The following is a 25,616-nucleotide window of genomic DNA, read 5'->3' on the forward strand; positions in this document are numbered from 1 at the left end:
TAGGCAGTTTTTTGACATCTGTATAGTAAACTAATTTTCTCATCTTATCAAAAGGGGGTGAATAAGTTGAAAAAATATGGCATTTTCAACTCGCAGATTGCAAAAGTTGTTGCCTCGATGGGTCATAAAGATATGTTAGCAATAGTAGATTTGGGATTTCCCATTCCCGACACTGTCGAGAAGATAGATGTAGTTTTGGATTTCGGGAAACCAACCTTTTTGGATGTACTTGAAGTTGTTCTTAAGGAACTAGAAGTTGAGCAGTGCATTATTGCCACCGAGGCGAGAGAAATTTTTATTGATGAAATTCAAAAAAGAATGCCATCGGTTGAGCTTAAAAAAATCTCGCATGAGCAGTTGAAAGAGTTGACAAAAATGTGTAAGGCGGTTATTCGAACTGGCGATACAACGCCATATTCCAACGCAATACTTGTGTCTGGGGTGATCTTCTAAATGCCTGAGAAGGTACTTGAAGTGAAGAATGTCAGTAAGTCATTTCCTGGGGTGCAAGCACTGAAAAACGTCAGCTTAGAACTTTACGAAAAAGAAGTTCTTGCACTTGTCGGTGAGAACGGTGCTGGAAAAAGCACGCTTATAAAGATAATAAGTGGTGTTCACAAGGCGGATACCGGAGAAATATATTACCTAGGTAACAAAATTAACTTCAAAGACCCGACAGAAGCTATAGTCAACGGAATCTCTACGATTCACCAAGAACTGAATCTTTTCGAGGAGTTGACCGTTGCAGAGAATATTTTCGTTGGAAACGTCAAGGGATTTCGATTTTCTAAAAGAAAAGCATTTTATGCTGTCAAAAATCTTCTCGAGAGCCTGAAATTCAATATAAGACCGGACGAAAAAGTCAAGAATCTTAATACATCTGAAAAACAGCTGGTATCTATTGCAAAAGCTCTGTTTTTAAACGCTCGCATAATAATAATGGATGAGCCAACAGCAACAATCACTGAGTACGAAGCTGAAAGACTTTTTGAAATCATCAAAAACCTAAAAGATAAAGGAGTTTCGGTAATATTCATATCCCACAGGTTGGAAGAGATTTATCAAATAGCAGATAGGGTTACGGTCCTTAGAGACGGCGAACTTATTGGAACTAAGCGTATAACCGATGTTGATAGAGAAGAACTTATAAGAATGATGGTTGGTAGAAAAATCGAAGAAATGTATCCTAAGTTCAATCAACCAAAGGAAGAAATTGTATTCTTCGTGGAAAATCTGTCAGTGGGTGATTTTGTAAAGAACGTAACCTTCGAAGTTCGAAAGGGAGAGATATTCGGTATAGCAGGGCTTGTTGGATCTGGAAAATCTGAAATCGCGTTGGGAATTTTCGGAAACTTACCAGCCACCTGGTCAAGAATGGTATTAAATGATACTGAGCTAGAACCGTCAAAAAATATGCTTAAGCACGGAATTGCATTGGTCCCGGAAGACAGGAAAAAGATGGGGTTAGTGCTGGAACTGGATGTCATTAGAAACATCGTTCTTCAAAACACAGATGAAGTCTCAAGGGGTCAACATATTTCATGGAAAAAAGCCAAGTCTATGGCTCTTGAAGAGGTTAGGAAATACTCTATAAAAGTCAGCAGCATATTCCAGAAGGTCAAAACGCTATCAGGTGGTAATCAACAAAAGGTTGTTTTGGCTAAAGTTCTCAGAAAAACTCCTCAGTTAGTAATGCTAGTCGAACCGACAAGAGGTATTGATGTTGCAACAAAGGTTGAGGTTTATAACATCGTGAACAGGCTAGCCAATGAAGGTGTCGGAGTTATATTTATCTCTTCAGAACTTCCAGAAATACTCGGTTTATGCGACAGGGTTCTTGTCATGCACCGAGGTCGTTCTATGGGTATCCTCGAGCGTCACGAATTGTCAGAAGAAAAGGTTGTAAAACTTGCGACGGGGGTTGACGAGTGATGAACTCGAAAAAATTTCTTGCTAAGATTAGAGAGTATCCTGCTATAGTAGGGCTTATAGGTGTTGTGATATTCTTCAGCCTTCTATCGGACAGATTTTTTACATTATCAAATTTCGTTAACGTTCTTCGCCAAGTCTCTATGCAGGCAATCATCGCTTTTGGCATGACGGTTGTGATAATTTCCGGTGGAATAGACCTGTCAGTCGGCTCCGTCTTTGCACTATCTGCTGCTATTCTGGCTTCAATCATTGCAAAGAGTAACTCGATATTTTTAGGCATTTTGGCTGCTCTTCTGGTAGGTGCAGCTTTTGGGTTTTTCAACGGCTTGCTCATAGCAAAGGGGAAGCTCCAACCTTTTATTGTAACACTCGCCACTATGGCTATCGCTAGGAGTTTGACTCTTGCATATATGGAAGGAATGCCAATTACAGGGTTTCCATCGGCTTTCCGTTATATTGGTGCCGGTGACGTTTTGGGCATTCCTGTTCCAGTGATAATAATGTTTTCCTTACTTCTCCTCATGAGCTACCTAACTCACTTCACAAAATTTGGCCTTTATGCGTACTCAATTGGTGGCAACGAGCTAGCTTCTAGGTTAAGCGGTGTAAAAGTGGATCTTTACAAAATAAGTTTTTACGTTTTGAGCGGACTGCTGACCGCGGTTAGTGCGATAATTCTCACCTCAAGGTTGAACAGTGCACAACCAACTTTCGGCGTTGGATACGAGCTTGATGCTATCGCTGCGGTTGTTCTAGGCGGGGCAAGCCTATCAGGAGGAAAAGGAACTGTGCTGGGCACCTTTTTCGGAGCTCTTATTATGGGTATACTAAACAACGGAATGAACATACTAAACGTTTCCCCATTTTACCAAGATGCGGTCAAAGGCATCGTGATCTTAACAGCTGTTTTGATCGAACGTGAAGGGTAACACACTTTTGGGAGGTGAAGGGTATGAGAAGGTTAGTGGTAGTTCTCGTGGTACTGGTTTTGGTGGTTTCAGTTTTCAGCTTCAAGGTGGGGTTGTCATTATCAACACTTAACAACCCGTTCTTCGTAACACTCAGAGATGGAGCTCTTGCCGCGGCAAAAGAACTTGGAATAACACTCCTCGTTGTTGACGCACAAGACAAGCCGGCAAAACAACTCAACGACATCGAAGACTTAATTCAGAAAAAGGTCGACCTAATAATAATTAACCCAACAGACAGTGCGGCAATAGTGCCGGCTATCGAAGCTGCAAACAAAGCCAAGATTCCTGTTATCACGGTTGACCGCGCTGCAGCTGGTGGACAAGTCGTAGTTCACATAGCTTCCGACAATGTAGCAGGTGGAGCCATGGCAGCAAGGTTCCTAGCAGAGCAACTCAAAGGCAAAGGAAAAGTTGTCATGCTCGTTGGAATTCCAGGAACTTCAGCGGCGCGTGACCGCGGACTTGGATTCAAGACCGAGCTTAAAAAATACCCAGGAATACAACTTGTTGCGGAACAAGTCGCGAATTTTAACAGAGCAGAAGGTATGAGAGTCATGGAGAATATCCTTCAAGCGTATCCCGATATTGATGCCGTTTTTGCTCAGAATGATGAGATGGCACTTGGTGCAATTGAAGCTATCAGAGCAGCCAAGAAACTTGGAAAGATAATCGTGGTAGGTTTCGATGCGATTCCGGATGCTCTCGAAGCAGTGAAAAAAGGAGAAATGGCAGCTACAGTAGCGCAACAACCTTACCTCATGGGTCAACTCGCCGTTCAAAAAGCATACGAATACTTGAAGCAAAAGACAGTATTTATACCTGTGGAGCTTGAGCTTGTGACAAAAGGGAAGTAAAATATGAACGGCATTCCATCGCCCAGGGGGATTCCCCCCTGGGCATTCCAAAAGGAGGAACAACATGACAGCATGAAAAAAGCAAGTATCAAGGATGTTGCTAAACTCTCTGGAGTTTCTATCTCAACAGTGTCAAGAGTTCTAACAGGCTCTGCACCTGTTTCGGACGAATTAAGGGAAAAAGTTATCAAAGCCGTACAAGAGCTGGGATACTCTCCCAGCAGCATAGCTCGGAGTTTAAGAAATGGTGCAACAAAAACTGTTGGTTTCATACTTCCGGACATCACAAACCCATTCTTTGCACACATTGTTCGTGGTGCAGAGGATTACTTAAGAAGACACGGCTACACTCTTATTTTTGGAAGCTCCGATCAAGACAAGAATGAAGAAAACCACATACTCGATGCCCTACTTTCCAAGCATATAGATGGATTACTGTTTACAGGTTCTGGAGATTCGAATCCGAAGTTACTCCGTAAAATTGAGCAGGGGCTCAAGGTCGTTTTTTTGGACAGGATTATACGGGGTGTAAACTCCTCTTACGTTATCGTTGACAACAAAAAGGGTATAAACTTATTGCTTGACCATCTTATTGAAAATGGTCACAAGAGCTTCTTGTTTATCAATGGTGATAAGAATACCTTTAGCGCAAAACAACGTCACGTAGCGTTTATGGAAAGAATGAAATCAGGCAGATATAAACATGAACACTTTTTCACAGGATTTTCGTATGAAGCAGGTTATAACTTTGCCCTGCAATTCAATGATATTCTAGAATTCGACGCGATTCTGTGTGGTAATGACTTAATAGCCTTTGGGGTCATAGACGCTCTTGAAGAGAAAGGGATACATGTTCCTGAACAAATTAGTGTAACAGGTTTCGATAATATACCCTTCAGCAAGCACTATAAACCCGCTTTAACAACTATACGTCAACCAATGTATGAAATGGGTCAAAAAGCTGCTGAACTACTGTTACTTATGATAAAAGAACGGCTATCAACAACTGAAGGAGTTATCTTAGAACCTGAACTTGTTGTACGAGAATCAACAAGGAGGCCAAAAACATGATTGCTGTAATCGGTAGCTCAAATATGGATATCGTGCTCACAGTAGAACATTTTACGAATCCTGGAGAAACTCAAAAACTAATTAAACTAGAGTATTTTCCTGGTGGAAAAGGAGCTAACCAAGCGGTTGCGGTTGCTCGCCTATCTGAAGAACCTGTGTATTTTCTTACCGCTGTAGGTGATGACCAATATGGTAAAATTTTGATTGAAAACTACAAACGCGAGAACATTCACGGATACAGGGTTGTCAATGGTGTCTCAACTGGCATGGCTTTTATCGAAGTTTGCCTCACAGGAGAGAACAGAATAATAATCAATCCTGGTGCCAATGCTTATTTAACTAAAGAAATGGTATTAGATTCGAAAGAAGAGTTGCTCAAAGCTAATATCTTACTTACACAGAATGAGATACCTTTCGAAACAACCATCTACACTTGTGCTATGTTTAAAGAATCGGGCAAAACTGTTATTTTTGACCCTGCACCCGCTCAAGATATCAGGCCCGAGATTTTTAGATACGTCGATTTTCTTACACCAAATGAGGAAGAACTTAAAACACTTAGCAGAACGTTTTTTGGCGATTTTGTTTCAATAGAAGATTCTTTCAAAAAATTCAATAAATTAGGTTTGAAGGCTATGATAGTCAAACTCGGTGACAAGGGAGCAACGTATGTAGACTCCAATAGACTCTTCAACATTCCAACAATGAAAGTCACAGCTGTCGACACAACGGCAGCTGGCGATGTCTTTAACGGAGCTTTTGCAGTGGCCCTGAGTGAAGGTAAAAGCTTGGTCGAGGCCATCAGATACGCCAACATATGTGCGGCTATCTCTGTTACGAGAAAAGGTGCTCAGCCATCAATTCCCCAAAAAATTGAAGTTGAAGAGTTTTTGAAAGGTACTCAGCCTTTGTAATACACCTGATTTTCCAACAACTGTTCTGTTGGTACGTCTTTGTATTCTCTTGCAGGAACGCCCATGTAAATCTTTCTTGGTTTGGTATCTTTCGTAACAACCGAACCTGCAGCAACGAGTGTGTCTTCGGCAATCACTATTCCAGGAAGTATTGTAGAATTTGTATCAACGCATGCTCCTTATCTACAACCTGTTTTCGTGTTGGCGATAACTTTCAATTATTGCAGTAGCCACGATACCTGTTTCCCTTCTCTAATCTATTGTTAAACAATCTTCTCATTCCACTAGTGCTGTGTTTGGTAAGTATTAAATTTGCTATTCGCCAAAATTCAATCGAGTGGATGTGCTTTTTAGATTTGTCGTGCTCCTAAAGAGGTGTGAAGAATGAGAAATTATCAATGGAGCCATCTTCTTTGTTCAACAACAAAATGTTCTTTGTATTGATCGAATTTACTAACCATTTCTCTTTCTAACTCATAAGGCATCCGCCTATGAGGTTCACCTTCTGCAATACCTTCAAAAGGATTTTTTGGTCTCTCAAGATAGTGTTCAAAGTTGCTTAGAACATAAATTTCGTTTTCATAGTGGCGTCTTGCCAACATTTCCAATGTATCTGTGCTAAAAATGGGGGTTGGGACTATTGAAATGACTTCTCCTTTATCCACTTCCTTGTCTATATAATGTAAGGTTACACCAAGGGGTTTCATTTCTAGGATAGACCATTTGAACGCATCTAGACCTCTTGCTGCTGGAATAACCCCGGGATGGCAGTTTATTACTTTTTTTGCTTTCTCGATAAATTCTGCTGATAAAATTCCGGCACCTAGGATCAGATAATAATCGAAACCTTCAGGAATTTCAACATCTTTCTCAACTCGTTGATACTCTATTCCCAAAATTTCTGCCAAAATTTGCGTAGGCGTAGCTTCACTTTGATTCGGTCGATGGTTAAAAAAAACCTTTCTTTCTTTTCTTGGAACATAAGGTAAAGCAAAAAGTGTCATATCCTTTGGTTCATATTTCTTTATCAAGTTCAGCAAAACCTGCTCGGTCTTCAAATGCGCTGTATCGTATGTGATCAACCCAAGTTTCATGATAATCCCTCCTTATTTAGACTAACGCCATATAAGTAAAAGTGTAAAAAACTTCCGAACGCCGTATTCTTTAAGCGACAAAGTTTGCTGTCCAAATTTTGCACAAAAACACATCTAAGTGTGCGCAGTTAACTACCTTTTTGGAACAAGATGTACCCTGTACTTACGCAAATGTTCAAAACATAGTAGCCCCATGTACGCTCAAGAATTTATTAAATGCACCTTGAAACTTTCTGTCCTCAAAAATTCAAACTATTTTCTTTCCCTAGTATGGGTAAGCTCGATAAATCTTTGCTCGCATATCCCTATTACGAATTAACAGTATCCGTTTTTACTACCAAGCATCTCGATCAAAAACCCTAACCTCTCAAGAACATCCAACGGTATCCTAAACCTTGCAGTCAGAAGTGGGTCTACAACTTGCGAAATCTCCGTATTACCAACGATGCTAAACAGCATTGTCAACTCCTCAAGGCTTATATTAGCATACCTCAGCACAAACTCCGCCATATCACTCACGACTGATTTTATTGCTTCATCCAATGTTTTTTCTGAAGCCAAAGTGAACAAACTACCTTCAGAAATTACCATAGGATTTCTAAGTTCCAAGCCTTTTTTAAGAAAAATTCTTGCTGTAACCTTCCCAGCAACTTCTATCCCCGTTCCACAAACTTCCCCATCACCCATCAGTGCGTGTAAATCACCCAGAGCAAGCAGACCACCTTCAACAAAAACTGGTAAAATCACCTTCGCCCCCTTCTTTATATACCTCGTATCCAAATTCCCTCCATGAGGTCCCGGAGTGCCACAATTGACGCTTCCTTCTTTTGGTGCTACTCCAATAACGCCTATCATCGGGTCAATGGGTAATTCCAAATCATTGAACATCGCACATCCATCTTTTATTTTAACAATCTTTGTATGAAATCCTTCAAACTTTTCTCCAAGAGGTCCGAGTCCTTTTCCAGCAACCATAACACCTTGATTTGCAACTTCGATATCGAGTATCTCAACTACCAATGCATCCCCGGGTTTTGCTCCGTTCACAAAAACAGGACCCGTTGCCGGGTTAACTTCTGACCAATCCAAGTTTTCCAACCTATCTTCTGTTGTTTTTATTTGGTTTGAAAAGCAATCAAGCGTCTCAAAGACAACCTCATCGCCGTCTTCAATAATTAGAGCAGGTTTCATGTCTCTGCTAAATGCAAAAACTTTATTATCTGAAGAAACCAAGTGCCTGCTTCCCATCAAACTCACCCCCATCCCCCATTTTTTCAAACTTACTTACCCACTTCCTTCTTTATATCCTTAATCCCCTGCGCCGATTTCTTACTTGAAATCACTATATACTCATCCGTCTCAATCACAATCAAATCCTCAACATCGTTCAGAATCGTCTTCTTATTCGTTTTGACTATGTTTCCCTTACTCTTGAAATAATACACATTGCTTGCAACCACATTTCCCATCTCATCTTTCTCGCTGTGCCTTTCAACACTTGTCCAACTTCCCACATCATCCCAGCCAAATTCCGAGGGGATAACGTAAATCCTGTCGTAATGCTCCATTATCCCGTAGTCAACAGAGATATTATCAACCTGAGGATAGAGTTCTTTCAAAGACTGCTCGTATGAATCCTCAGGTGATTCAAATAACTTATTGAGAATTTCGTAAGTCTTTGGAAGAAATTTTCTTGTTGTCTCAATTATCGTATCAACATTCCAAATGAATATCCCAGCATTCCACAGATAATTGCCTTCTTCTAAGTATTTCAGTGCCACTTCATATGCCGGCTTTTCGACAAATCGTTCCACTCTCAATACCGTTTCATTGTATTTAACATCTTCATTTTCTTTCACGAATTTAATATACCCATACCCCGTCTCAGGTCTATCCGGCTTTATTCCAAGTGTAACAACAGCATCTTTATTCTTCTTGATAAAATCCAGCGCGTTCCTCAAAGCCGTCCTAAATCCCTCGACATCCTTTACAAGATGGTCTGCTGGCAGAACAACAAGGTTGGCATTTCCAAAGTGTTTTTTGATATAGAAAGCCGATAGTGCTATTGCTGGCGCTGTATTTCTCCCCATCGGCTCAACGACTATATTCTCCCTTGGCAGTCCCGCCAACTGCTCACACGTGATTCCCACGTACTGCTCACCTGTCACAACAAACGTATGATTAATTGGAACAAGTCCTTCGAGCCTTTCAACAGTGAGTTGTATCATCGTCTTATCACTGAACAAATTCAAAAACTGTTTTGGCCTTTCATCGGTTGAAAGTGGCCAAAAGCGCTCCCCTTTCCCACCAGCCATTATCAATGCAAAATCCTTAATTTCCGCCATACTATCGCTCCTCCTAAGCAATTTTAATCTCTTATTCAAACTTAGTTCCAATTATTTTCTCCAATTCTTCTTTCAGCTTAGTGTGCTCAACAAGATGAATAACGTGGAATCCCAACCTTCTCGCCGTTTCAATATTATCCGCCCTATCGTCAATAAACAAAGAATTCGATGGCCTCACACCGCAACGTTCGATTAATTCATAGAAAATATCTTCATTGGGTTTTATCTTCTTAACATGGCTTGAGATAACCATGCAATCAAAATACTTGAAAAAGTCGAATGTATTGTACACATACTCAAACGCCTTGTAGCTGAAATTTGAAAGCACACACAGGCGATACCCATGAGCCTTCAGAATAGGCAACAACCTTGTGTTCTCTTCTATTGGCTTGAGCAAATTCAACACCGCATTCTTCATATGATGTATGTACTGGGCATCTTCCGGGTATCTTTCCTCCATCATCTTCCAAAGCTGTGACTCGGATATATCACCTTTGTCCATCAAATTCCATTCCGGAGCACTGAAAACCTTTTCAACCAATCGCTTAGCAACCTCTTCGCCAAACTCTCCAACCATATACCCATACGGGTCCCAGTGTATTAAAACCCTACCAAGGTCAAAGACCAAGGTATCTATCTCTTTAGTTTCAACCATCTAACCACCCCTTAATCTATATGTCTCTCATTGTAGATTTTACCATTTAAATATAAAATCGTTAACTGGATAAGATAAAAGTTCCTTACATTTTAGAGGAAGCAAAATATGTCTAAAAGACGGGACGTTAGATTATTCTTACAAGACATTTTAGATGAGATTCAGCGCATTAAGAGATTCGTCGAGGGAATATACTTATTTAAAGAAATTGAGAACAACCTAATCAAAACTGAAAACAGTTACTGTATCGTTAAATTTCCCCCATAAGCCCTTCAAACAGCACTCCAAACCCACCCCGAGTTTGAAACCCACCAAATTTGCAACCTTCTCACTTATTCTTACCGTTTGCCTCCTTTTGTAGTTGAAAATACAATCAAATGCGATATACTTTCAAATGGAACTATTCTAAAAACACAAAAAAACATATGGAGGAATTCACATGTCTGCCATCAATTCTCAAAACAAAGTCTCAGTAATTATCCCAGTTTACAACGAAGAAAAGACCATTTCAAAAACACTCGAAAGCCTACTCAACAACGATTACAAAGCCATCGAAATCATCGTGGTAGATGGCATGAGCACTGACAATACAAAGAAAGTCGCCGAAGAATATGTTTCAAAATATCCAGCAAAAATAAAGATACTCCAAAATCCTAAAAAGCACACACCCTCCGGCTTAAACATCGGTATACGAAACGCTTCTGGGAAGTATATAATGATAGCAAGTGGACATGCGACTTACTCAGAGAACTATATATCTGCCTGCGTTGAAGCCATCGAGTCAAACCTCTGTGATGTTGCTGGAGGATTAATGGAAACACTCCCCAGAAATAACACCCCAAAAGCGATAGCAATAAGTGAGGTATTAAAGCATCCATTCGGTATCGGTGGGGCAAAGTATAGAACAGGTGTAGAAAACAATGAGTATGTCGATACTGTTGCGTATGGAATATACAAAAAAGAAATCTTCGAAAACATAGGACTATTTGACGAACGGCTGATAAGAAACCAAGATATCGAATTCAACTTGCGTTTAAAACGCGCAGGCTATAGGATTATGCTCGTTCCTCAAGCAAAGTCCTATTATTTTGCAAGAGATACTTTCAAAAAACTTTGGGAAAACAACTACTCAAATGGATTTTGGGTAACGTATAGCTCAAAATACGTAAAAAAAGCCTATAGACTCAGACACCTAATTCCTATGTCATTTGTCATTTATCTATTTACGCTATTAATACTCTCGCTTATCCCATCAATTCCTACATTTGTAAAGCTAATATACTCAGTGCCATTTTTCTTTTACATCGCATTAGTAACGCTTTTTTCTGCATCGATAGGTATTAAACACAACAGTGACAAAATTTTCGTAAACTCCTTGGTTGCATTTATCACACTCCACATATCTTACGGACTTGGCTCTATCGATGGCATTTTCAAAAGGAAAGAATAGCAACGATAGTGTTGTCAAGAGGAGGATTTTAAATTGTACACATTTTTAAAAATAACCCTTGCAATCTCGCTGGCAATTGCGATTACTGGATTTATCTTCTGGCTTTACTTTGAGACGAAGATATCTAAAATAAACTTTACGTTCGAATTCTCACTGGAAGATGTCAGTGCCTATGGCTCAAACTATCACAATTCGCAAGAAACTTTTCAACCCAAGCAGAGAAATAATCGATTTGCAATAGCGCTCTTTGGTGTTGATGCCCACGGGGAAGGAGAAAATTCCAGAAGTGATACCATAATGCTCCTTTTTATGGATCACAACGAAAAAACTATAAAGCTTGTTTCTATAATGAGAGACACTTACATTGAAGTTCCGGGATTTGGCAAACGCAAAATCAACAGTGCATATCAACTTGGTGGTCCAAAACTTGCACTAACAACAATAAATATCAATTTCAAATTACCCCTGACAAAATATATAACAATAGACTTTGCGGCATTTGAAAAAGTTGTGGACGCCTTAGGTGGAGTTGAAGTCGAAATCAAACCATATGAACTTGAGAATTTCAACAATATCCTATGGAACTTAAAGAAAGTCCTCGGAGGAGATGTAAGAGAGATTTCCTCACCAGGTGTTCATCATTTAAATGGAAGACAAGCCTTAGCTTACTCAAGAATTAGAAAAGTTGGGAAAGGAGACTACGAAAGAGTCCAGCGACAGCAACGCATCGTTGAACAGGTTTTTGAGAAACTTAAACACGCCTCTCTTTCTACCAAATTACAGATAATTGATATGGTGCTCCCATATATTGAAACAAACTTAACAAGAGACGAAATCATATCACTTGCTACAAAAAACTACTCAAAATACACGCTCGAGCGCACCAGAATCCCAATCAACGGCTCGTTCAAAGAAGGATACGCAACCATCGATGGAATAAAACAATGGATTCTCGTTACTAATATCGAAAGAAACACTCAAGCACTGCATGAATTTTTGGAAAGATAAAAACAATAGCTGCCCATAGGGCAGCTATTTGCTCACTTTAATTCGCATTACTTGGTTAAAATCTCAACCATCCTTTTCCCGGCATCACCATTTCCATACAAGCCTGTTGGATATGGTCTTTCTTGAGAAGAAAACACTGCATCGTAAATCCTTTCACCATCTGCTAAGACGTTCCATCCAGTTTCAACAAGCTCTCTCCAACCTGTGTCAGGCATTACAACAACAGCTCGTTTACCAGCAAAATACGCCTCCTTTTGAAGTCCACCACTGTCGGTGATAACCTTCCAAGACTTCTTCACCAAGCCCATCAAGTTTAAATAATCAATCGGGTCGATTACAGTAACATTTTTCAGATACCCATCCAAACCAAATTCAGAAATTCTCTTACGTGTTCTTGGATGAACTGGGAAGACAACCCTTACTTCCTCGGCAACTTTTGAAACTTCACTTAAAATCTTTTCAAACTTTTCTTTGTTATCCACATTGAAATCTCTGTGGAGGGTCATAACAATATATTTTCCTTCTTCAAGGTGTAAGATTTCAAATACATCGTATTTAAACATAGGCTCCATCATCAAAAACAAATCGTACATCACATCACCAGTGAAATAAACACCATCGACGATGCCTTCTTTCTTTAGATTCTCAACAGACAACTGTGAAGGACAGAATAGATACTTAGAAATTCTATCTGTAAGCACCCTGTTAATCTCTTCAGGCATATCCTTTGGCTCTTGCCTCAAACCCGCCTCAACGTGTGCCACGGGAATCTTCAATTTTGCCCCAACAATTGCACCAGCGAGTGTTGTGTTCGTATCGCCGTAGACAACTATCACATCTGGCTTCTCTTCAAGAACCACCCTTTCAAATTCAATCATAATCTTTCCAGTCATTTCACCGTGTAATCCAGAACCTACGTTCAGATAATAACCGGGTTTTCGGATATCAAGCACCTCAAAAAACACATCACTCATGTTGAAATCATAATGTTGCCCAGAATGAACCAAAACTTCTTGAACTCCCGCCTTTTCAAATTCCTTGTGTAAAACAGCTTCCTTGATAAACTGTGGCCTTGCACCGACTAAGGAAAGAACTTTCATAGCGAAACCTCCTCAATCTAGAATGAATTTTACAAACTCTCTCTCCTTTTTCTCGTCCCAAACAAATTTTTCTTTGTGCTTTTCGATATTTTCTATAAGCTTATCATAATTTCTATATGCTTCCAAAATCTTTCTAACAGAACCTTCCACATCCTTAGGGTCTATAACGACACCTACTCCAAGTTCCTCCACTATCTTTCTCATAGAAACAAAACTTTCCTTGACAATCACGGGTGTACCAGCACCAAGTGAGTCAAAAAATTTGTTTGGAAGAGAGAAAGCGTAGTTTCTTGGTTCTCCGCTAGGAAAACTGTAAGATATGAAGTTGAATGACGCTTTTGATATCTCTTCCATCATCTTCTCATACGGTAGAAAACCAGTGTAAACGTGTTCTATGTCTGAAAAAATATTTGAATCCATCCCAATTATCTTAAAAACAAACCCTTCTTTGATAAGTTCTTTTATAACCTGCTTTTCATCTCCGAGAGCTCTTGTTATTTTGCCTACGAAAACTATTTCCTTTCTTTTCTCACCACTTGGAGTAATCATTTCCGCATAGTTTGGAACAATCAAAACATTTTTATCTCTATTTCCAATTGAGTACATCATCGTTTCTTGTGACACAAAAATCAACTTATCCGACAAACCAATTTGCTTTTCGAATATTTTCTTCATTACTCTAATTTTCAATTCCCCTATCATCCCGTGCAGATTTGAGAGGAAATTTTCCGGGTGGTATTCGTGGATATCATATACCACCTTCTTACCCGCCTTTTTTGCGTATCTAAAGGGTTCAAGTGGTCTGGAGGGCAAGAAATGGTGCATATACAAAATATCAAACTCTGTTTTTTTAATTAACTCCATTATCATTTTATCAAGCGTTCTTCTTTTCCATAACTTTGCAATAGCATTTGCGTGTATATTCTCAGTCCATTGTATTGGAACATATCGAACATTACCTTCTTCATGTTCATTTTCGCTTTTATCTGTTAGGTACTGATAAATCACTTTTGCATACTTTGAGAGCGCTCGGACAGTCCTAAAAACGCGCTTATCATATTTTGGATGCATGTAACCAATCATCAGAATTTTCTTCATCTACTCACCCCAATATGGCTTTCAATATTCTCTTCGATGCGTGCCCATCGCCAAATGGATTTTTCAACTCTCCTGCCCTAAATTCCAAAGCTTTGTAAAGTGCTTCAAAAACTTTCTGTTCCTCTGTCCCTGCCAATAGACCGAATCCACTCTCAATTAGCTCTGGTCGTTCTGTTGTTTCCCTACACACAACAACGAATTTTCCAAACGTTGGTGCTTCTTCTTGGATACCTCCACTATCCGTTGCAACAAACTTTGCATCTTTGAGTAAAGCTGTGAGCTCGACATAGTCCACAGGTTCTATCAAATGCGCATTTTTACAATTGCCGAGCTCTTCGTATACAATTTCCCTAACCTTCGGATTTTTGTGCACTGGAAAGACGATTTCTATTCCTTCTTTCTCAGAGAACCTTCTCAACGCCCTCAGGATATTTCTCATCCTCTGCCCTATATTTTCTCTCCTATGCAACGTCACAAGAAAATAATTGTCGTGTTCAATTATCTTCCTTCTCACATCATCAAGGGCGAAATGATTTACAACATACATTTGCGCATCAATTACCGTGTTGCCTGTAACTATTATTCTTTCTTCGTCAAATCCTTCTCTCAACAGCGTATCTTTTGACCTTTGCGTTGGTGCGAACATCCTCTCAGAAACTTGGTCGATGACTCTTCTATTCATCTCTTCGGGAAATGGGTCATACAAATCCCCGCTTCTAAGACCTGCTTCAATATGTCCAACCTTCACACCTCTATTGAATGCAGCGAGTGCTGCCGCCATTGCTGTGGTTGTATCACCTTGGACAAAAATCCAATCATAGTGCCTTTCTTTTAACAATTCCTCAAATCCACGAACGACTTTGTACATCACCTCATTTAACGTCTGATTTGCGGTCATGATATTCATATCGATATCCGCTTCAACGTTAAAAATTCCCTTCATCATATCAACCATTTCCCTGTGCTGACCAGTGCAAATAAAATCTGCCTCAATACCTTCTTTTTCCATTTCCTTTGCCTTCAAATACACAGGTGCGACCTTAATGATTTCCGGTCTTGTGCCAAAGACAATACCAATTCTCACAAGAGACACCTCCAAACCATTGATTGCAAATTTTCTATCGGCCATTCATCAGAACCCCTTTAGTCTTTCGGTAACTACTTCTTCGTAAATCTTTTTTTCCATTCCGACGATATTCTCCCAAGTGTATTTCTGCGCCCTTTCAATAAGCCTTTGGGCGTCATATCCATTTTGTAACACATCAACAACCTTTTTGGCAAATCTTTCCTCAAAATTTTGTCCTTCTTCAACCACGTATTCTTCAAATCCTATTGCTTCAGGTATACCCCCATTGCTACTTCCTACAACACATGTCCCACATGCTTGGGCTTCGATAACAACTGCTCCAAAACCTTCGTTTCTACTTGGCAAAACCATAACATCCATTGCATTCATGTATTTCGCTACCTCCGATTGGTCTAACCTTCCTGTGAACAAAACTTCTAATCCTTTATCTTTCACTTCTTGCTCCATCTTTGCTCTCAAATAACCATCTCCAACTACAAGAAACCTAACTTTTGGATATCCTTTTCTCACCAACTCAAATATCTCTACAAGTTTATCAGCTCGCTTTATCTCTATCAAATTCCCAGCAAATCCAACGTATTTGTAGCCTTCCTCATATATCCCCAACTGCTTTCTTATTTTATTCTTATCTAAAGGTTTAAAGATATCAGGGTCATACCCATTAGGGATTACGTATGCATTCTTCCCCGAATATCCAAGTGCCATTGTTTTTTTCAAAAGTGCATCACTCACAAAGATAACCGCAGAAGCAAACTCTAAAACATCCAAGTAGCTCTTTCTTCGCTCCATCACAAAATTAACATCACTTCCGTGAAGAGAAATTAAATAAGGTTTTGAATACCTCTCTCCAAGTATCTTTGCAACCAACCCCGCGGGTGGTGTGTACATCCCATGCGCATGGATTACATCATACGAAGACACATCAAAACTTTCTTCTATCTTCTTTGCTAAATACTTTGAGAAAGCTTTGACAATTTCTTCTTCCCGTTTAATGTTCAATCTTCTTGTAATTTGCCATAACACCCATGGGAATGCACCTCTGGATTCCACAATAGAATACTCTACATTCCCTATTTTCTCAATCGGCTTCATCGATTTTTTCCCCAAAACTTGTCTGAAAAAACGAAAAATAGCCCCTTCCCCAAATCCTATGGGAATTGCGGTGTAATCTATCCCTATCCTTTTGTATTGTTCAATCCTTTTTGTCACAAAAATTCCTCTCAAAGGATTACTCACATAGGGGTAGAAATAAGTAAGCAACAAAACCTTCATAAAGCACCACCAACTTTCGTTATTCCATTCTCTTCAGCACATACCTTTCAAACAATGGGTCGATTATCTGGTATTTTCCCCTTCCGAGCTTTTCGATTATTCCTCGCTCGTTAAGTTTCTTAAGCAAGTTATTTAATGTAGTGGCATTCGGGATTTTGTATCTCTGAAGGTTGGCATTACTAAAATAATCCCCTGCTTGCTCACTAATTAATTTTAGCACATTTTTCAGATACTTGTATTCAAGCGTTTCAATTACTAACTCATACCCATACGACTCCCTCTCGCAAAGACTATCAAAAACAACATCTATTTCTTCTTTGTGTATCACTCCTTCTACCTTATCCCACAGCTCATAACACAGAAGTTGGAGAAAATACGGATGCCCTTTTGTAAACGCATATATCCTCTTTGCATCCTCCAATAGTATCTTTTTCCCAGTGCCATTGAACTTTTCAACAATATACTCAACACTCTCATCTTCAGGAAGCATCTTTCCAATATCTATTCTCAAGCAAGAATGATACAAAACACCTGACTCTTCAAAGAATAACTCTTCAATCATATGCCTCATCGAACCTGAGAAAACAAACACTACATCTTTTTGCACCTGGTAAAAACTTCTCAAACTTTCCGGTAGCTTCTCACTAATGGACTTATAAGCCTGAAACTCATCGAGCACAATAACTAACTTCTTCTCTAAATCCTTTTGCACACCTTCCAATAATTCATACATCTGCTCAATAAGTAACTCATCGCTCAGTTCACCGTCTATCGAAAACGAAACTCCACCAATATCCACAGAAAAACTCACATGCTTTGCAATATGCTTAAGATACCTACCCACAAAGTTCATAGGGCTTTTCCCTTTCAGCAACTCGTATCCTTGTTTCATCATCTTTTGCACAAAACCTTTCAGTGAAAAAGAGCCGAACAAGTCAAGATAGATTACTGGATACCCACCTTCAGCTATGAACTTTTGCAAAAGCCAAGTCTTGCCAAACCTTCTCGGAGCAACAACTACAACATTGTTCCCACTCTCAACCGCACCGACCAAATACCCATATTCTTCTTTTCTATCAATAAAATTCTCTGGGCTATACGTCTTGCCTATCTTAAACGGATTAACAAAACTTCCCATACAACCACCTCCAATTAGTTGTATCCATTTTTGTAACAAAAGATTCTCCAAAAATGGCGCAAAATTGGTAGATACATCTAATTGACGGGCGGTTTTATAATTTTGCAACATACCTTCCCCTTGACACAGGGGCTTAAATTTTGGTATTATATGTATACATTAGTATACCTACCCCCACTGGTAACCATCCTCGAAAAAACTCTCTGCAAGGAGGTTATTCCAATGGAACAACAAAACAAGCAAAAGCATGTTCAAAAACAATTTGCGGAAGGGGAATGTAAAGAAAAAGCGTTGACAGAAGAAACTTCAGAAGATACCAACCAATGGCACAATAAAGTTCTTAGCTACAAACATCTCGTCCGTCGGTGGACCGCTTACTTTTGGGGTATCAACAAAGCGTTCCTTTATTCTTACGAAGACCTCGAACAGACAATCTGGTATATCCTCATGGTAGGCTTACAAGAATTCGACGGAAGGGGCGATGAAGAACAATTTCTCAATTGGTATATAAGAAACAAGGTTGTATCGATAATGATGTACGGCAAAAAACCTCCAAAATGCACACACTTACCATTCACACCCATTCGCTTTGACTACGTTTCTCCCGACGAGCTGGCGGAAGTCAATGAATTATTTTACTCCGATGGAGAAGACGATTAATCAAAAGCAGAAAAATTCAAAAACCGACCAGGGAATCCCTGGTCGGTTATTTTTCGTTCCAGCATGGAACGATTTATTTAAAAATTCGTGTTATTAAGGAACGATTTTTTCATAATTTCAAAAAATTCGTTCTATTATGGAACGAATCGTGATATAATATAGTTTGTTGAATAGACTGTATCTTAAGGAGGGCGTTATATGACCGTAGAAAACGTGATTGAATTGTTGGAGCTTCGCATGAAAAGGGTGATTTCCTTTCTTCCTCAGAAACGACGTCCTTATTTTGAGGAATTAAAACGTCACTTCACAAGTAGAGGCATCTTGCTTGCCGGACCCCGGGGTAGTGGGAAAACGACTTTCCTTCTCTCCATAGTAGAAGAGAAAAACCTCTTTTACATCTCTGCGGACGACCCGATTATATATACTACTCCTTTCCAAGATTTAGCACAATACATTCTCATACATTACGACGGACTGATTATCGACGAAGTCCATTACCTGAAAGATTGGTCTTTGCATATAAAGAGTCTGTATGACTTTTTTCCAAACAAGGCAATATGGCTTAGTGATAGTAGCTCAATCATTCTGAGAAAAGGCATCGCCGACCTTTCAAGAAGGTTCGTTGTCCACAACCTACCTCTGATGTCCCTCAGAGAATACATTTACTTTGAAACAGGTAAAGAGCTTCCAAAAATACCTGACCCATTTGACAGAACTTCACTACAAATCGTTCCTGAAATCTTAAGAGAGATAGACATTCTTAAGTATTTCAAAGCATACAAAGAAAATGGAACAAGACCTTTTTACCAGGAAGGAAATTTTGCTGAGCGTGTGAAAAACGTCCTTGAAAAAAGCATATACGTAGATATTCCATACATAGTTGGACAACTCAGTGAAAACCATTTCGGTGTCATGAAAGCAATAGTCAGCCACTTAGCGTATTCAAAAATCCCACGAATTAACATCGAAGCCATGAGCAGAGATTGGGCTGTCAGTAAACAAAAACTCTATCAACTTCTCTTTGCAATGGAGGAAATTGGGCTAATCACTATCGTTCAAAAATCACCGATTGAAAAGCCATACTCCAAAGGCTCAAAGATATTCTTCGCTGACCCGGTTATTTACAATGTTCTGGAAGCAGAAACAGCAAACTTCCGAGAGGCTTTTGTTGTCTTTTCATTGAAAAACAAAGGCACACTATTTGCTGAAAAAGATGAAACAAAAGGTGATTTAATTTTCAACGGAATTCGCTTAGAAATTGGAGGAGCAAACAAAAAACCAAAACAGGCAGATTTTGTCATCCGAGATGACATCGACCTGCCTGTTAGGAATGCTATTCCAATGTGGGTGCTCGGGATGGGGTGGTAAACATTTGCTTCAAAGATGTGAATAAGCTAGGTTTTCCTCTAAATTCTTTTGACTGTCTTTTCTTTCTTTGAAGCTTTTGCGTTAAAAATGCTATTAGTCTTGTAGAGCTCTTAGTAACCAGTCGCAGCACTGTTCGAAGAACTCTTTTGCAATTCTCAGACTAAAAGTATTGAACTCGTTACAAAACAAATTGGGACATATGACATATAAAGTACGGTGAGAAAGCTATGCAAAACAGACAATTAAGTAATAACGCTTCGTTGGAATTTCTATGAGCAAGGATTTTCAATATTCGAAGATTTGTAAGAACAAACCTGGTGATTAAGAGTAGCAGTCTCCCCATGTCACATCTTGACGGTTCCTGTGTACTATAACCTTGTAATCTTTACCTGTGTGCATAAGCAATATGGAAATCATTCTTTCGCGCTGGGCTTCTGCAAATCTTAACGCTTAGAACGAGGAAACAAAAAAGTTGGTCGGCAAAAATCCGACCAACCGGTTTTTAATTTGAAGTCATTGTTGTTGAAACTTAATCAATTATAAGAGACTTTTCTGCACATGGTTGAGATAAACTTCGATGGCATTTTCTAAAAATATTCCTCGTTGTCTTAATTTCTCTGTTGATGTTATGAATTCAACCAACTGCGTTTCCTCACCTTCAAACAAATACTTTAGTCCGAATCTTTTGTGCACCTCCTCAACAATGTCCCTTACCTTCACTGGTTCGTATGAACCAACATTGTAATAATCAATTTCACTTGTTGGACTATCTTGTATGAGACGAGCAATCACGTGTGCCAAGAATTCCACAGGAACAGGGTTGATATAAGATTCTCCTTTGCCGTACACAATTAGTTCTGTTCCTTGTTTTAGACAATTTACAATTTTGCTGAAGAGCCTTGTAGACCTTTCTCCAAGGCCGTATGCATGTGTCAATCTCAGAACAATTCCTTTGGATTTTTTGTCTCTAATACTTTTTTCAAACAACAATTCGGCAGTCCGCTTTGAAATACCATAATTAACTGACGGCTTCGCGCACGTATTTTCATCGACTACCCCTTTATAGCCGTAATAAACCGCAGCACTTGAGATTAGAATCGAGAGCTTATTTTCTACGTGTTCGATAGTTTGGAGGATGTACTTGCTATCCATTTCTATAACTTTGTAAATTGTTTCGTTGGTTACATAATGGTTTGAATTTCCACCTGCAAAAATAATTACATCTACTTTCTTTGATTGAGATAGAAACTCATCGAAAAACAAACTATCTGGCTGGTTCCTGAAAACAATAGGCAAAGGTTCTAAATCATGAATTTTTCCAAGATACTTTACCAAATTTGTCCCTATAAAACCGTCTGCCCCAATAACCGCTACCTTCATTTTATCATACTCCTATGCCATTCTATTACTTTTAATAGTCCTTCTCGTAATGGAACACGCTGCTCCCAGCCAAGTTTTCTCAGTTTCTCATTTGAAAAGCGCTTTCTTCCTGAAATGAACTTATCCGGAAGTTCAACGACTTTCATTAGTTCTGGCGATTTTCCCGTAAGCTCAAGTACCAGTCGTGCAAGTTCTTCGGTAGCAATGTATTCCTGTGTTCCAACATTGTATGCCTCATATACACCTGGTTTAAAGTCATGTCTGTTTATCACTGTCAAAACTCCCTCGACAAAGTCATCGACATAACACCAAGCTCTTTCCGAACCTTTGTGTACAGTAAAAGGCTTGTCATTGAGTGCGTTATAAACAAACTGGTCGATGGCTGACTTATACTTAGATGCGACAACGCCCGGTCCGTAGACCATAAACGGTCTTATTCCTACCGCAAGTAATCCATAGTTCTTGACATAATGGTTAACTATACCCTCACCAAACAACTTGCTCATGGCATAGATGTTCGTTACCCTGACTGGACTAAGTAAAAACAAGTCCTCCTCTCTAACTTCTTTTTCGTCGAAAAGTGTACCATACACCTCCGAAGTACTGAAGTACACAAGTTTGCTATCATACTCGAGGCACATCTTGATCAAATTTAGAGTGCCTATTTCATTAACATAAATCATTCTTTGCGGATATTCTTCACCGTTTAGTCTTCCCACTTCTCCAGCAAGGTGGATAACCATATCAAATCCGTTATTCTCCTTAAACAAACGCCATACATCCTCAAAATAGGTGATATCACCACGGATATAGTCATCGTAATCCGCTATCACAAGGTCGATACCGAGTACATCATGCCCTTGTTCTTTCAAACGTGAAAATAGTTTCTTCCCAATAAAACCAAGTGCCCCAGTCACCAGGATCTTCATAGTAGTTCTACCTCCTTCACTTTGTCGTTTTCTTTTGCTTTTTGTAAAGCTCTGCGAACTTTTGGAACACCGCTGTTTGCATAAATTCATCGCTGAGCTGGTAAATTTTATTCTCAGCTAATTCCATTTTTCTTCTAACATCCAGGGGTAATGATAGTTCGTTTAAGACCCTATCAAACTTTTCCTTCATCAGTTCTTTCAACCAAAGATAGTGTCTTTCAATCAGGCTACCAATAACAGCGAATTTATAATGTTTGAAATATTCCAAAAAAAGCTTTAGTGAGTGATTTAGTGAGTGATAAAGTTCCTCTTTTTCCCCAGAATTTATCAGAAATCTCGTGTATGATAACCTTGTCAAGTTAGTACCCAAGAACATTTTCGCAGAATTCTTTCCTGTTTGACCCTCATGCACCCCAATAACTGTTATAGTATCCGAAAATTCTATTCTCTTTCCTAATATCACAGCACGTGCAAACAAGTCAAAATCTCCATCCACATTTCCAAGTGCTGTGTTAAATCCACCCAGTTGTTCGAACAGTTCCCTCTTCATAACGAGAGAAGAAGAGTTTATATAGTTATTGAAAGAGTTGATTAGAAACCTCATTGTTGAATCGCCAGACTTAACTAAATCCGGTACCTTACTCCGGGAAAGAACTTTGCCTTTTTCAGAAACAGATAAGGTAGTCGATGAATAAACTATATCCGCACCGTCTTGAATCATTCCAAGGTCTTTCTCTAATTTATCAACACTTTCATAGTAATCATCAACGCTAACCCATCCAATAACATCTGCACTTGCCTTTGAAAAACCTATGTTCAAAGCTTTACTAGCTCCCAAGTTTTGAAAATTTCTAAACACCCTAACTGCCCCAAGTTTGTCTTCATTAATGAGCCCTTCATAAAACATCATACTTTCGTCTGTTGAACCATCATCGACTATAACCCATTCAACTTGACGTGCTATAGTTTGCCGAATCAACGAGTTCCGCAGTTGGTTAAGAAACCTTCCTCCGTTGTAGTTTGGGGTTACAATGGAAATCTTTATTTCGTCGGAGTTTCTTTTGTTAATTATTTCATCGCTGAACTGAATATACTCTTCTATCTGCTCTGAGGAACATAGATGGTGATTTTCGATATCTGTTGCGCTGATGTTTCTAAACCTCCTGACAAAGTAGTACCATGTCATAAACCTGTCAAGCAAATTTATTTTGTAAAAACTATCATTACCTGACTCTGTAAAATTTGTGCAGTTATTAGTGTGGTGAGGTAATGAATACATTGCTAATAAATTCTTAGCCACAGGTCTTAGCATAAACTTAAACGTTTTTGTCACAAGGTTACTAAGCAGCATATTAGAAATCCTCCTCCTGTCAGTACTTTTAGTCTTTTCTAAATTTTCCAAACTTTCTTGCAAGATAATCGCGTGCAATGTTTAAAACTTCACTGAAAATGCCGAAGTATATATAAATAACAACCAACAGTGCAACAAATGTTAAAACGGAATTTATTAACTTATTTACGGAAAAGCTGTTAATAGCAGACGCAAAAACAAAAATACTGGTTGCTGCGTAAAAACTTTTAAGCTTGTAGTCAACGGGATAAAGCTTCATCGATACTGTGCTCTCTAAGAAAAAAAACAATATAAATGAAAGGCCTGTTGAAAGCGCTGCTCCTTTCGCTCCTAAAATAGGTATGAGCAAAAGATTTCCTATCAAGTTGAAAGCAAATGTTATTCCATCAATCACTATCCCCCAATAGGTCTTTTTCATAAAATCAATACCACGACCAACTACTACACAAGCTGTGGACATTATAGGTAAAAGTAAAAGAAATGGAGTAATGGCTGCAGCTTGCCTATATGTTTTTGAGAAAAGTATAAAAACTATATCTTTCGATAACATAAATAATAAGCCCATTGAAATCATCGAAAAAGAAACATAATCGAACACCTTAGAAAATACTTTCTTGTTATTTGGGTTCTTCTCGTACTGTTCATACGCAAATGGATACCATAACGTTGAAAAACCGGTTGTAAAAATACCCATACCCTGAACAAGTTTAAAAGCTGCTGAATAGAGTCCTATTTCGAAAAAATTAGTGTAAAAGCGCAAGACCAGTCTGTCTGTCCAGTTCAGTAACCACCACAACAAGCTAGCAAAAATGAACGGAAACCCATAATGAAGTAGTTCAAGAAAGAGCTGTTTGTCGAAATGAGGCAGAATTTTTGCTTTACTCACCATTACGATTCCTAAGGTTGTGGCAAAAAAGCTTCCAAGGATTCCCCCATACAAAAGTGCCCTGAAGTCCCTGTAAGAAATGGTAAGAAACAACACCGAAAACCCTAGATTAAATGCCACAGATGTTACCTGCAAGAACGAATATTTTATACCTTTATTGTTTATCCTTAATATCGTCTGAACAAAACTGAAAACATTGCCCAATAGAACTGAAAAAATGAGCCATAAGTAAACGGGAACACTGCCCTCTCCAAGTATGAAAATATTGATTTTTGTTCTAAAAAATACAACAAGTAAGCTCAAAACAGCCCAAGCAACCAAGGTTGGCATGAATGCAGTGAAAATGAGTTTTGGACGCTCGTTCTCTGACTTTTCGAAATAAAACCTCATAAGTGAATTTTGAAGGCCTAAGGAAACAACTGTTAGCAAGAATCCTTGAACTGTCCAGAACATACTCCACTTCCCGTATTCACCAGGACTGATATACCAGCTTACTATAGGAGAAAACAAAAAAGAGATGACAGCACTTACCCAAGTTCCAATAGAGAATGTTAAGTATTTTCTAAACAAAAGGAATTTGTTTTCTTGAGATACCAATTTTCCATGCCCTCCCTCTATAATAAGCCGTCACCGATGTCATCGACAGATTCTCATTTCATTTAGAAACGATATGTTCATATCAAAATTAATGTCCAAAGCTTTTGCCAACTGGGTTAATTCATATTGAAAGGTTCAAAAGACCTAACTTGTAACTTTATCTTTTGTAAGTGTTCCCTCTTTACATCCCTCTGTCTTAGAACTTAGTCTTGACAGCTTTGAGTGCTCCCATTTCCTGCTTTTTTTGAACGCTTCCATTGAGCATATCGTTATACATCTAACACAACTTTCCTTATTCTTCCACCGGAAATTATCCAAGGACACTGTATTTTTTATATCTCTTTCCTACAAAGTCCTTTCTCTAAAAATAAAGTCAATCATTTCCTTTGTAAAGTCTGCAAACATTGTTTCAGCCTTTCTCATAAGCACAAAATCTTCTCTTTCCGTTATTCTATG

The 25,616-nt window shown here is 39.0% G+C and carries 23 protein-coding genes and 1 pseudogene; 10 read left to right on the top strand and 14 right to left on the bottom strand.

Features of this window, described 5'->3' with window-relative positions; genetic code table 11:
• Positions 1-66 precede the first annotated feature (66 nt).
• From rbsD to rbsK, 6 genes are all read left to right on the top strand, one after another.
• Complete coding sequence (rbsD, locus tag AC3M61_RS01150; protein WP_500779101.1) at positions 67-453, top strand: D-ribose pyranase; 387 nt, start codon at positions 67-69, stop codon at positions 451-453.
• Positions 454-1,932, top strand: a complete 1,479-nt coding sequence (locus tag AC3M61_RS01155; RefSeq protein WP_500779102.1) for a sugar ABC transporter ATP-binding protein — start codon at positions 454-456, stop codon at positions 1,930-1,932.
• Positions 1,932-2,861, top strand: coding sequence for an ABC transporter permease (locus AC3M61_RS01160; RefSeq protein ID WP_500779103.1), 930 nt, complete (start codon positions 1,932-1,934; stop codon positions 2,859-2,861). Before AC3M61_RS01155 ends, AC3M61_RS01160 begins: the two co-directional genes overlap by 1 nt.
• Before the next feature lie 23 nt (positions 2,862-2,884).
• A complete protein-coding gene (locus AC3M61_RS01165) occupies positions 2,885-3,757 on the top strand; it encodes a D-ribose ABC transporter substrate-binding protein (RefSeq protein ID WP_500779104.1) in 873 nt (290 codons plus the stop codon).
• A gap of 72 nt (positions 3,758-3,829) precedes the next feature.
• Entirely contained in the window at positions 3,830-4,828 is a 999-nt protein-coding gene (locus AC3M61_RS01170) for a LacI family DNA-binding transcriptional regulator (protein WP_500779105.1), read from the top strand.
• On the top strand, positions 4,825-5,742 hold the full coding sequence (gene rbsK, locus AC3M61_RS01175) for a ribokinase (protein WP_500779106.1): 918 nt from the start codon (positions 4,825-4,827) through the stop codon (positions 5,740-5,742). Before AC3M61_RS01170 ends, rbsK begins: the two co-directional genes overlap by 4 nt.
• On the opposite strand, the pseudogene AC3M61_RS01180 reads toward rbsK, so the two are convergent.
• From AC3M61_RS01180 to AC3M61_RS01200, 5 genes and pseudogenes are all read right to left on the bottom strand, one after another.
• Positions 5,730-5,903, bottom strand: a pseudogene (locus tag AC3M61_RS01180) (N-acetyltransferase); the annotation flags it as partial. The gene rbsK and the pseudogene AC3M61_RS01180 sit on opposite strands and share 13 nt — an antisense overlap.
• Positions 5,904-6,137: 234 nt before the next feature.
• Positions 6,138-6,836 carry a formyltransferase family protein gene (locus AC3M61_RS01185; protein ID WP_500779107.1) on the bottom strand — a complete coding sequence of 233 codons (699 nt, stop codon included), beginning with the start codon at positions 6,834-6,836 and terminating at the stop codon, positions 6,138-6,140.
• 315 nt (positions 6,837-7,151) lie between these two features.
• A complete protein-coding gene (locus AC3M61_RS01190; RefSeq protein ID WP_500779108.1) occupies positions 7,152-8,084 on the bottom strand; it encodes an acetamidase/formamidase family protein in 933 nt (310 codons plus the stop codon).
• Between the two features lie 32 nt (positions 8,085-8,116).
• Positions 8,117-9,181 (bottom strand): mannose-1-phosphate guanylyltransferase, encoded by a 1,065-nt coding sequence (locus AC3M61_RS01195; protein WP_500779109.1) that lies wholly within the window; start codon positions 9,179-9,181, stop codon positions 8,117-8,119.
• Between the two features lie 31 nt (positions 9,182-9,212).
• Positions 9,213-9,836, bottom strand: a complete 624-nt coding sequence (locus AC3M61_RS01200; RefSeq protein ID WP_500779110.1) for an HAD family hydrolase — start codon at positions 9,834-9,836, stop codon at positions 9,213-9,215.
• 439 nt (positions 9,837-10,275) lie between these two features.
• Between AC3M61_RS01200 and AC3M61_RS01205 the strand changes: the two genes are divergently transcribed.
• A complete protein-coding gene (locus AC3M61_RS01205) occupies positions 10,276-11,286 on the top strand; it encodes a glycosyltransferase family 2 protein (protein WP_500779111.1) in 1,011 nt (336 codons plus the stop codon).
• 33 nt (positions 11,287-11,319) lie between these two features.
• Positions 11,320-12,294, top strand: coding sequence for an LCP family protein (locus AC3M61_RS01210; RefSeq protein ID WP_500779112.1), 975 nt, complete (start codon positions 11,320-11,322; stop codon positions 12,292-12,294).
• Between the two features lie 47 nt (positions 12,295-12,341).
• Here the strand turns inward: AC3M61_RS01210 and wecB (AC3M61_RS01215) are convergent, their stop codons facing one another.
• The 5 genes from wecB (AC3M61_RS01215) to AC3M61_RS01235 all read right to left on the bottom strand — a co-directional run bounded on the left by wecB (AC3M61_RS01215) (position 12,342) and on the right by AC3M61_RS01235 (position 17,989).
• Positions 12,342-13,394: a non-hydrolyzing UDP-N-acetylglucosamine 2-epimerase gene (wecB, locus tag AC3M61_RS01215; protein ID WP_500779113.1), complete on the bottom strand. Its 1,053-nt coding sequence runs from the start codon at positions 13,392-13,394 to the stop codon at positions 12,342-12,344.
• A gap of 12 nt (positions 13,395-13,406) precedes the next feature.
• Positions 13,407-14,492, bottom strand: a complete 1,086-nt coding sequence (locus AC3M61_RS01220; RefSeq protein ID WP_500779114.1) for a glycosyltransferase family protein — start codon at positions 14,490-14,492, stop codon at positions 13,407-13,409.
• Between the two features lie 4 nt (positions 14,493-14,496).
• A complete protein-coding gene (gene wecB, locus AC3M61_RS01225; RefSeq protein WP_500779155.1) occupies positions 14,497-15,576 on the bottom strand; it encodes a non-hydrolyzing UDP-N-acetylglucosamine 2-epimerase in 1,080 nt (359 codons plus the stop codon).
• Between the two features lie 48 nt (positions 15,577-15,624).
• Positions 15,625-16,788 (bottom strand): glycosyltransferase family 4 protein, encoded by a 1,164-nt coding sequence (locus AC3M61_RS01230; RefSeq protein ID WP_500779115.1) that lies wholly within the window; start codon positions 16,786-16,788, stop codon positions 15,625-15,627.
• 82 nt (positions 16,789-16,870) lie between these two features.
• The gene (locus AC3M61_RS01235; RefSeq protein WP_500779116.1) at positions 16,871-17,989 is read right to left on the bottom strand and encodes an AAA family ATPase; all 1,119 of its coding nucleotides are present in this window, start codon (positions 17,987-17,989) and stop codon (positions 16,871-16,873) included.
• Positions 17,990-18,211: 222 nt separating this feature from the next.
• Here AC3M61_RS01235 and AC3M61_RS01240 point away from each other — a divergent pair, with 222 nt between their 5' ends.
• Positions 18,212-18,649, top strand: coding sequence for a hypothetical protein (locus AC3M61_RS01240; RefSeq protein WP_500779117.1), 438 nt, complete (start codon positions 18,212-18,214; stop codon positions 18,647-18,649).
• A gap of 198 nt (positions 18,650-18,847) precedes the next feature.
• Positions 18,848-20,017, top strand: a complete 1,170-nt coding sequence (locus tag AC3M61_RS01245) for an ATP-binding protein (protein WP_500779118.1) — start codon at positions 18,848-18,850, stop codon at positions 20,015-20,017.
• A gap of 537 nt (positions 20,018-20,554) precedes the next feature.
• Here AC3M61_RS01245 and AC3M61_RS01250 read toward each other — a convergent pair.
• From AC3M61_RS01250 to AC3M61_RS01265, 4 genes are read right to left on the bottom strand one after another with little or no spacing between them, the layout of a single operon-like run.
• On the bottom strand, positions 20,555-21,397 hold the full coding sequence (locus AC3M61_RS01250) for an NAD-dependent epimerase/dehydratase family protein (protein WP_500779119.1): 843 nt from the start codon (positions 21,395-21,397) through the stop codon (positions 20,555-20,557).
• Complete coding sequence (locus AC3M61_RS01255) at positions 21,394-22,326, bottom strand: NAD-dependent epimerase/dehydratase family protein (protein WP_500779120.1); 933 nt, start codon at positions 22,324-22,326, stop codon at positions 21,394-21,396. Before AC3M61_RS01255 ends, AC3M61_RS01250 begins: the two co-directional genes overlap by 4 nt.
• A 16-nt stretch (positions 22,327-22,342) precedes the next feature.
• On the bottom strand, positions 22,343-23,677 hold the full coding sequence (locus AC3M61_RS01260) for a glycosyltransferase (RefSeq protein ID WP_500779121.1): 1,335 nt from the start codon (positions 23,675-23,677) through the stop codon (positions 22,343-22,345).
• 28 nt (positions 23,678-23,705) lie between these two features.
• Positions 23,706-25,160 carry an oligosaccharide flippase family protein gene (locus AC3M61_RS01265; RefSeq protein WP_500779122.1) on the bottom strand — a complete coding sequence of 485 codons (1,455 nt, stop codon included), beginning with the start codon at positions 25,158-25,160 and terminating at the stop codon, positions 23,706-23,708.
• Positions 25,161-25,616: the final 456 nt, after the last annotated feature.

It is taken from the genome of Fervidobacterium sp. (assembly GCF_059913585.1).

Coding starts and splice junctions, on each gene's coding strand:
- AC3M61_RS01170 (WP_500779105.1), top strand. CDS start 3,830: ATGAAAAAAGCAAGTATCAAGGATGTTGCTAAACTCTCTGGAGTTTCT.
- AC3M61_RS01195 (WP_500779109.1), bottom strand. CDS start 9,181: ATGGCGGAAATTAAGGATTTTGCATTGATAATGGCTGGTGGGAAAGGG.
- AC3M61_RS01220 (WP_500779114.1), bottom strand. CDS start 14,492: ATGAAGAAAATTCTGATGATTGGTTACATGCATCCAAAATATGATAAG.
- AC3M61_RS01200 (WP_500779110.1), bottom strand. CDS start 9,836: ATGGTTGAAACTAAAGAGATAGATACCTTGGTCTTTGACCTTGGTAGG.
- AC3M61_RS01160 (WP_500779103.1), top strand. CDS start 1,932: ATGAACTCGAAAAAATTTCTTGCTAAGATTAGAGAGTATCCTGCTATA.
- wecB (WP_500779113.1), bottom strand. CDS start 13,394: ATGAAAGTTCTTTCCTTAGTCGGTGCAAGGCCACAGTTTATCAAGGAA.
- AC3M61_RS01155 (WP_500779102.1), top strand. CDS start 454: ATGCCTGAGAAGGTACTTGAAGTGAAGAATGTCAGTAAGTCATTTCCT.
- AC3M61_RS01185 (WP_500779107.1), bottom strand. CDS start 6,836: ATGAAACTTGGGTTGATCACATACGATACAGCGCATTTGAAGACCGAG.
- AC3M61_RS01235 (WP_500779116.1), bottom strand. CDS start 17,989: ATGGGAAGTTTTGTTAATCCGTTTAAGATAGGCAAGACGTATAGCCCA.
- AC3M61_RS01240 (WP_500779117.1), top strand. CDS start 18,212: ATGGAACAACAAAACAAGCAAAAGCATGTTCAAAAACAATTTGCGGAA.
- rbsK (WP_500779106.1), top strand. CDS start 4,825: ATGATTGCTGTAATCGGTAGCTCAAATATGGATATCGTGCTCACAGTA.
- AC3M61_RS01255 (WP_500779120.1), bottom strand. CDS start 22,326: ATGAAGATCCTGGTGACTGGGGCACTTGGTTTTATTGGGAAGAAACTA.
- AC3M61_RS01205 (WP_500779111.1), top strand. CDS start 10,276: ATGTCTGCCATCAATTCTCAAAACAAAGTCTCAGTAATTATCCCAGTT.
- AC3M61_RS01190 (WP_500779108.1), bottom strand. CDS start 8,084: ATGGGAAGCAGGCACTTGGTTTCTTCAGATAATAAAGTTTTTGCATTT.
- AC3M61_RS01165 (WP_500779104.1), top strand. CDS start 2,885: ATGAGAAGGTTAGTGGTAGTTCTCGTGGTACTGGTTTTGGTGGTTTCA.
- AC3M61_RS01260 (WP_500779121.1), bottom strand. CDS start 23,677: ATGCTGCTTAGTAACCTTGTGACAAAAACGTTTAAGTTTATGCTAAGA.
- AC3M61_RS01250 (WP_500779119.1), bottom strand. CDS start 21,397: ATGAAGGTAGCGGTTATTGGGGCAGACGGTTTTATAGGGACAAATTTG.
- AC3M61_RS01245 (WP_500779118.1), top strand. CDS start 18,848: ATGACCGTAGAAAACGTGATTGAATTGTTGGAGCTTCGCATGAAAAGG.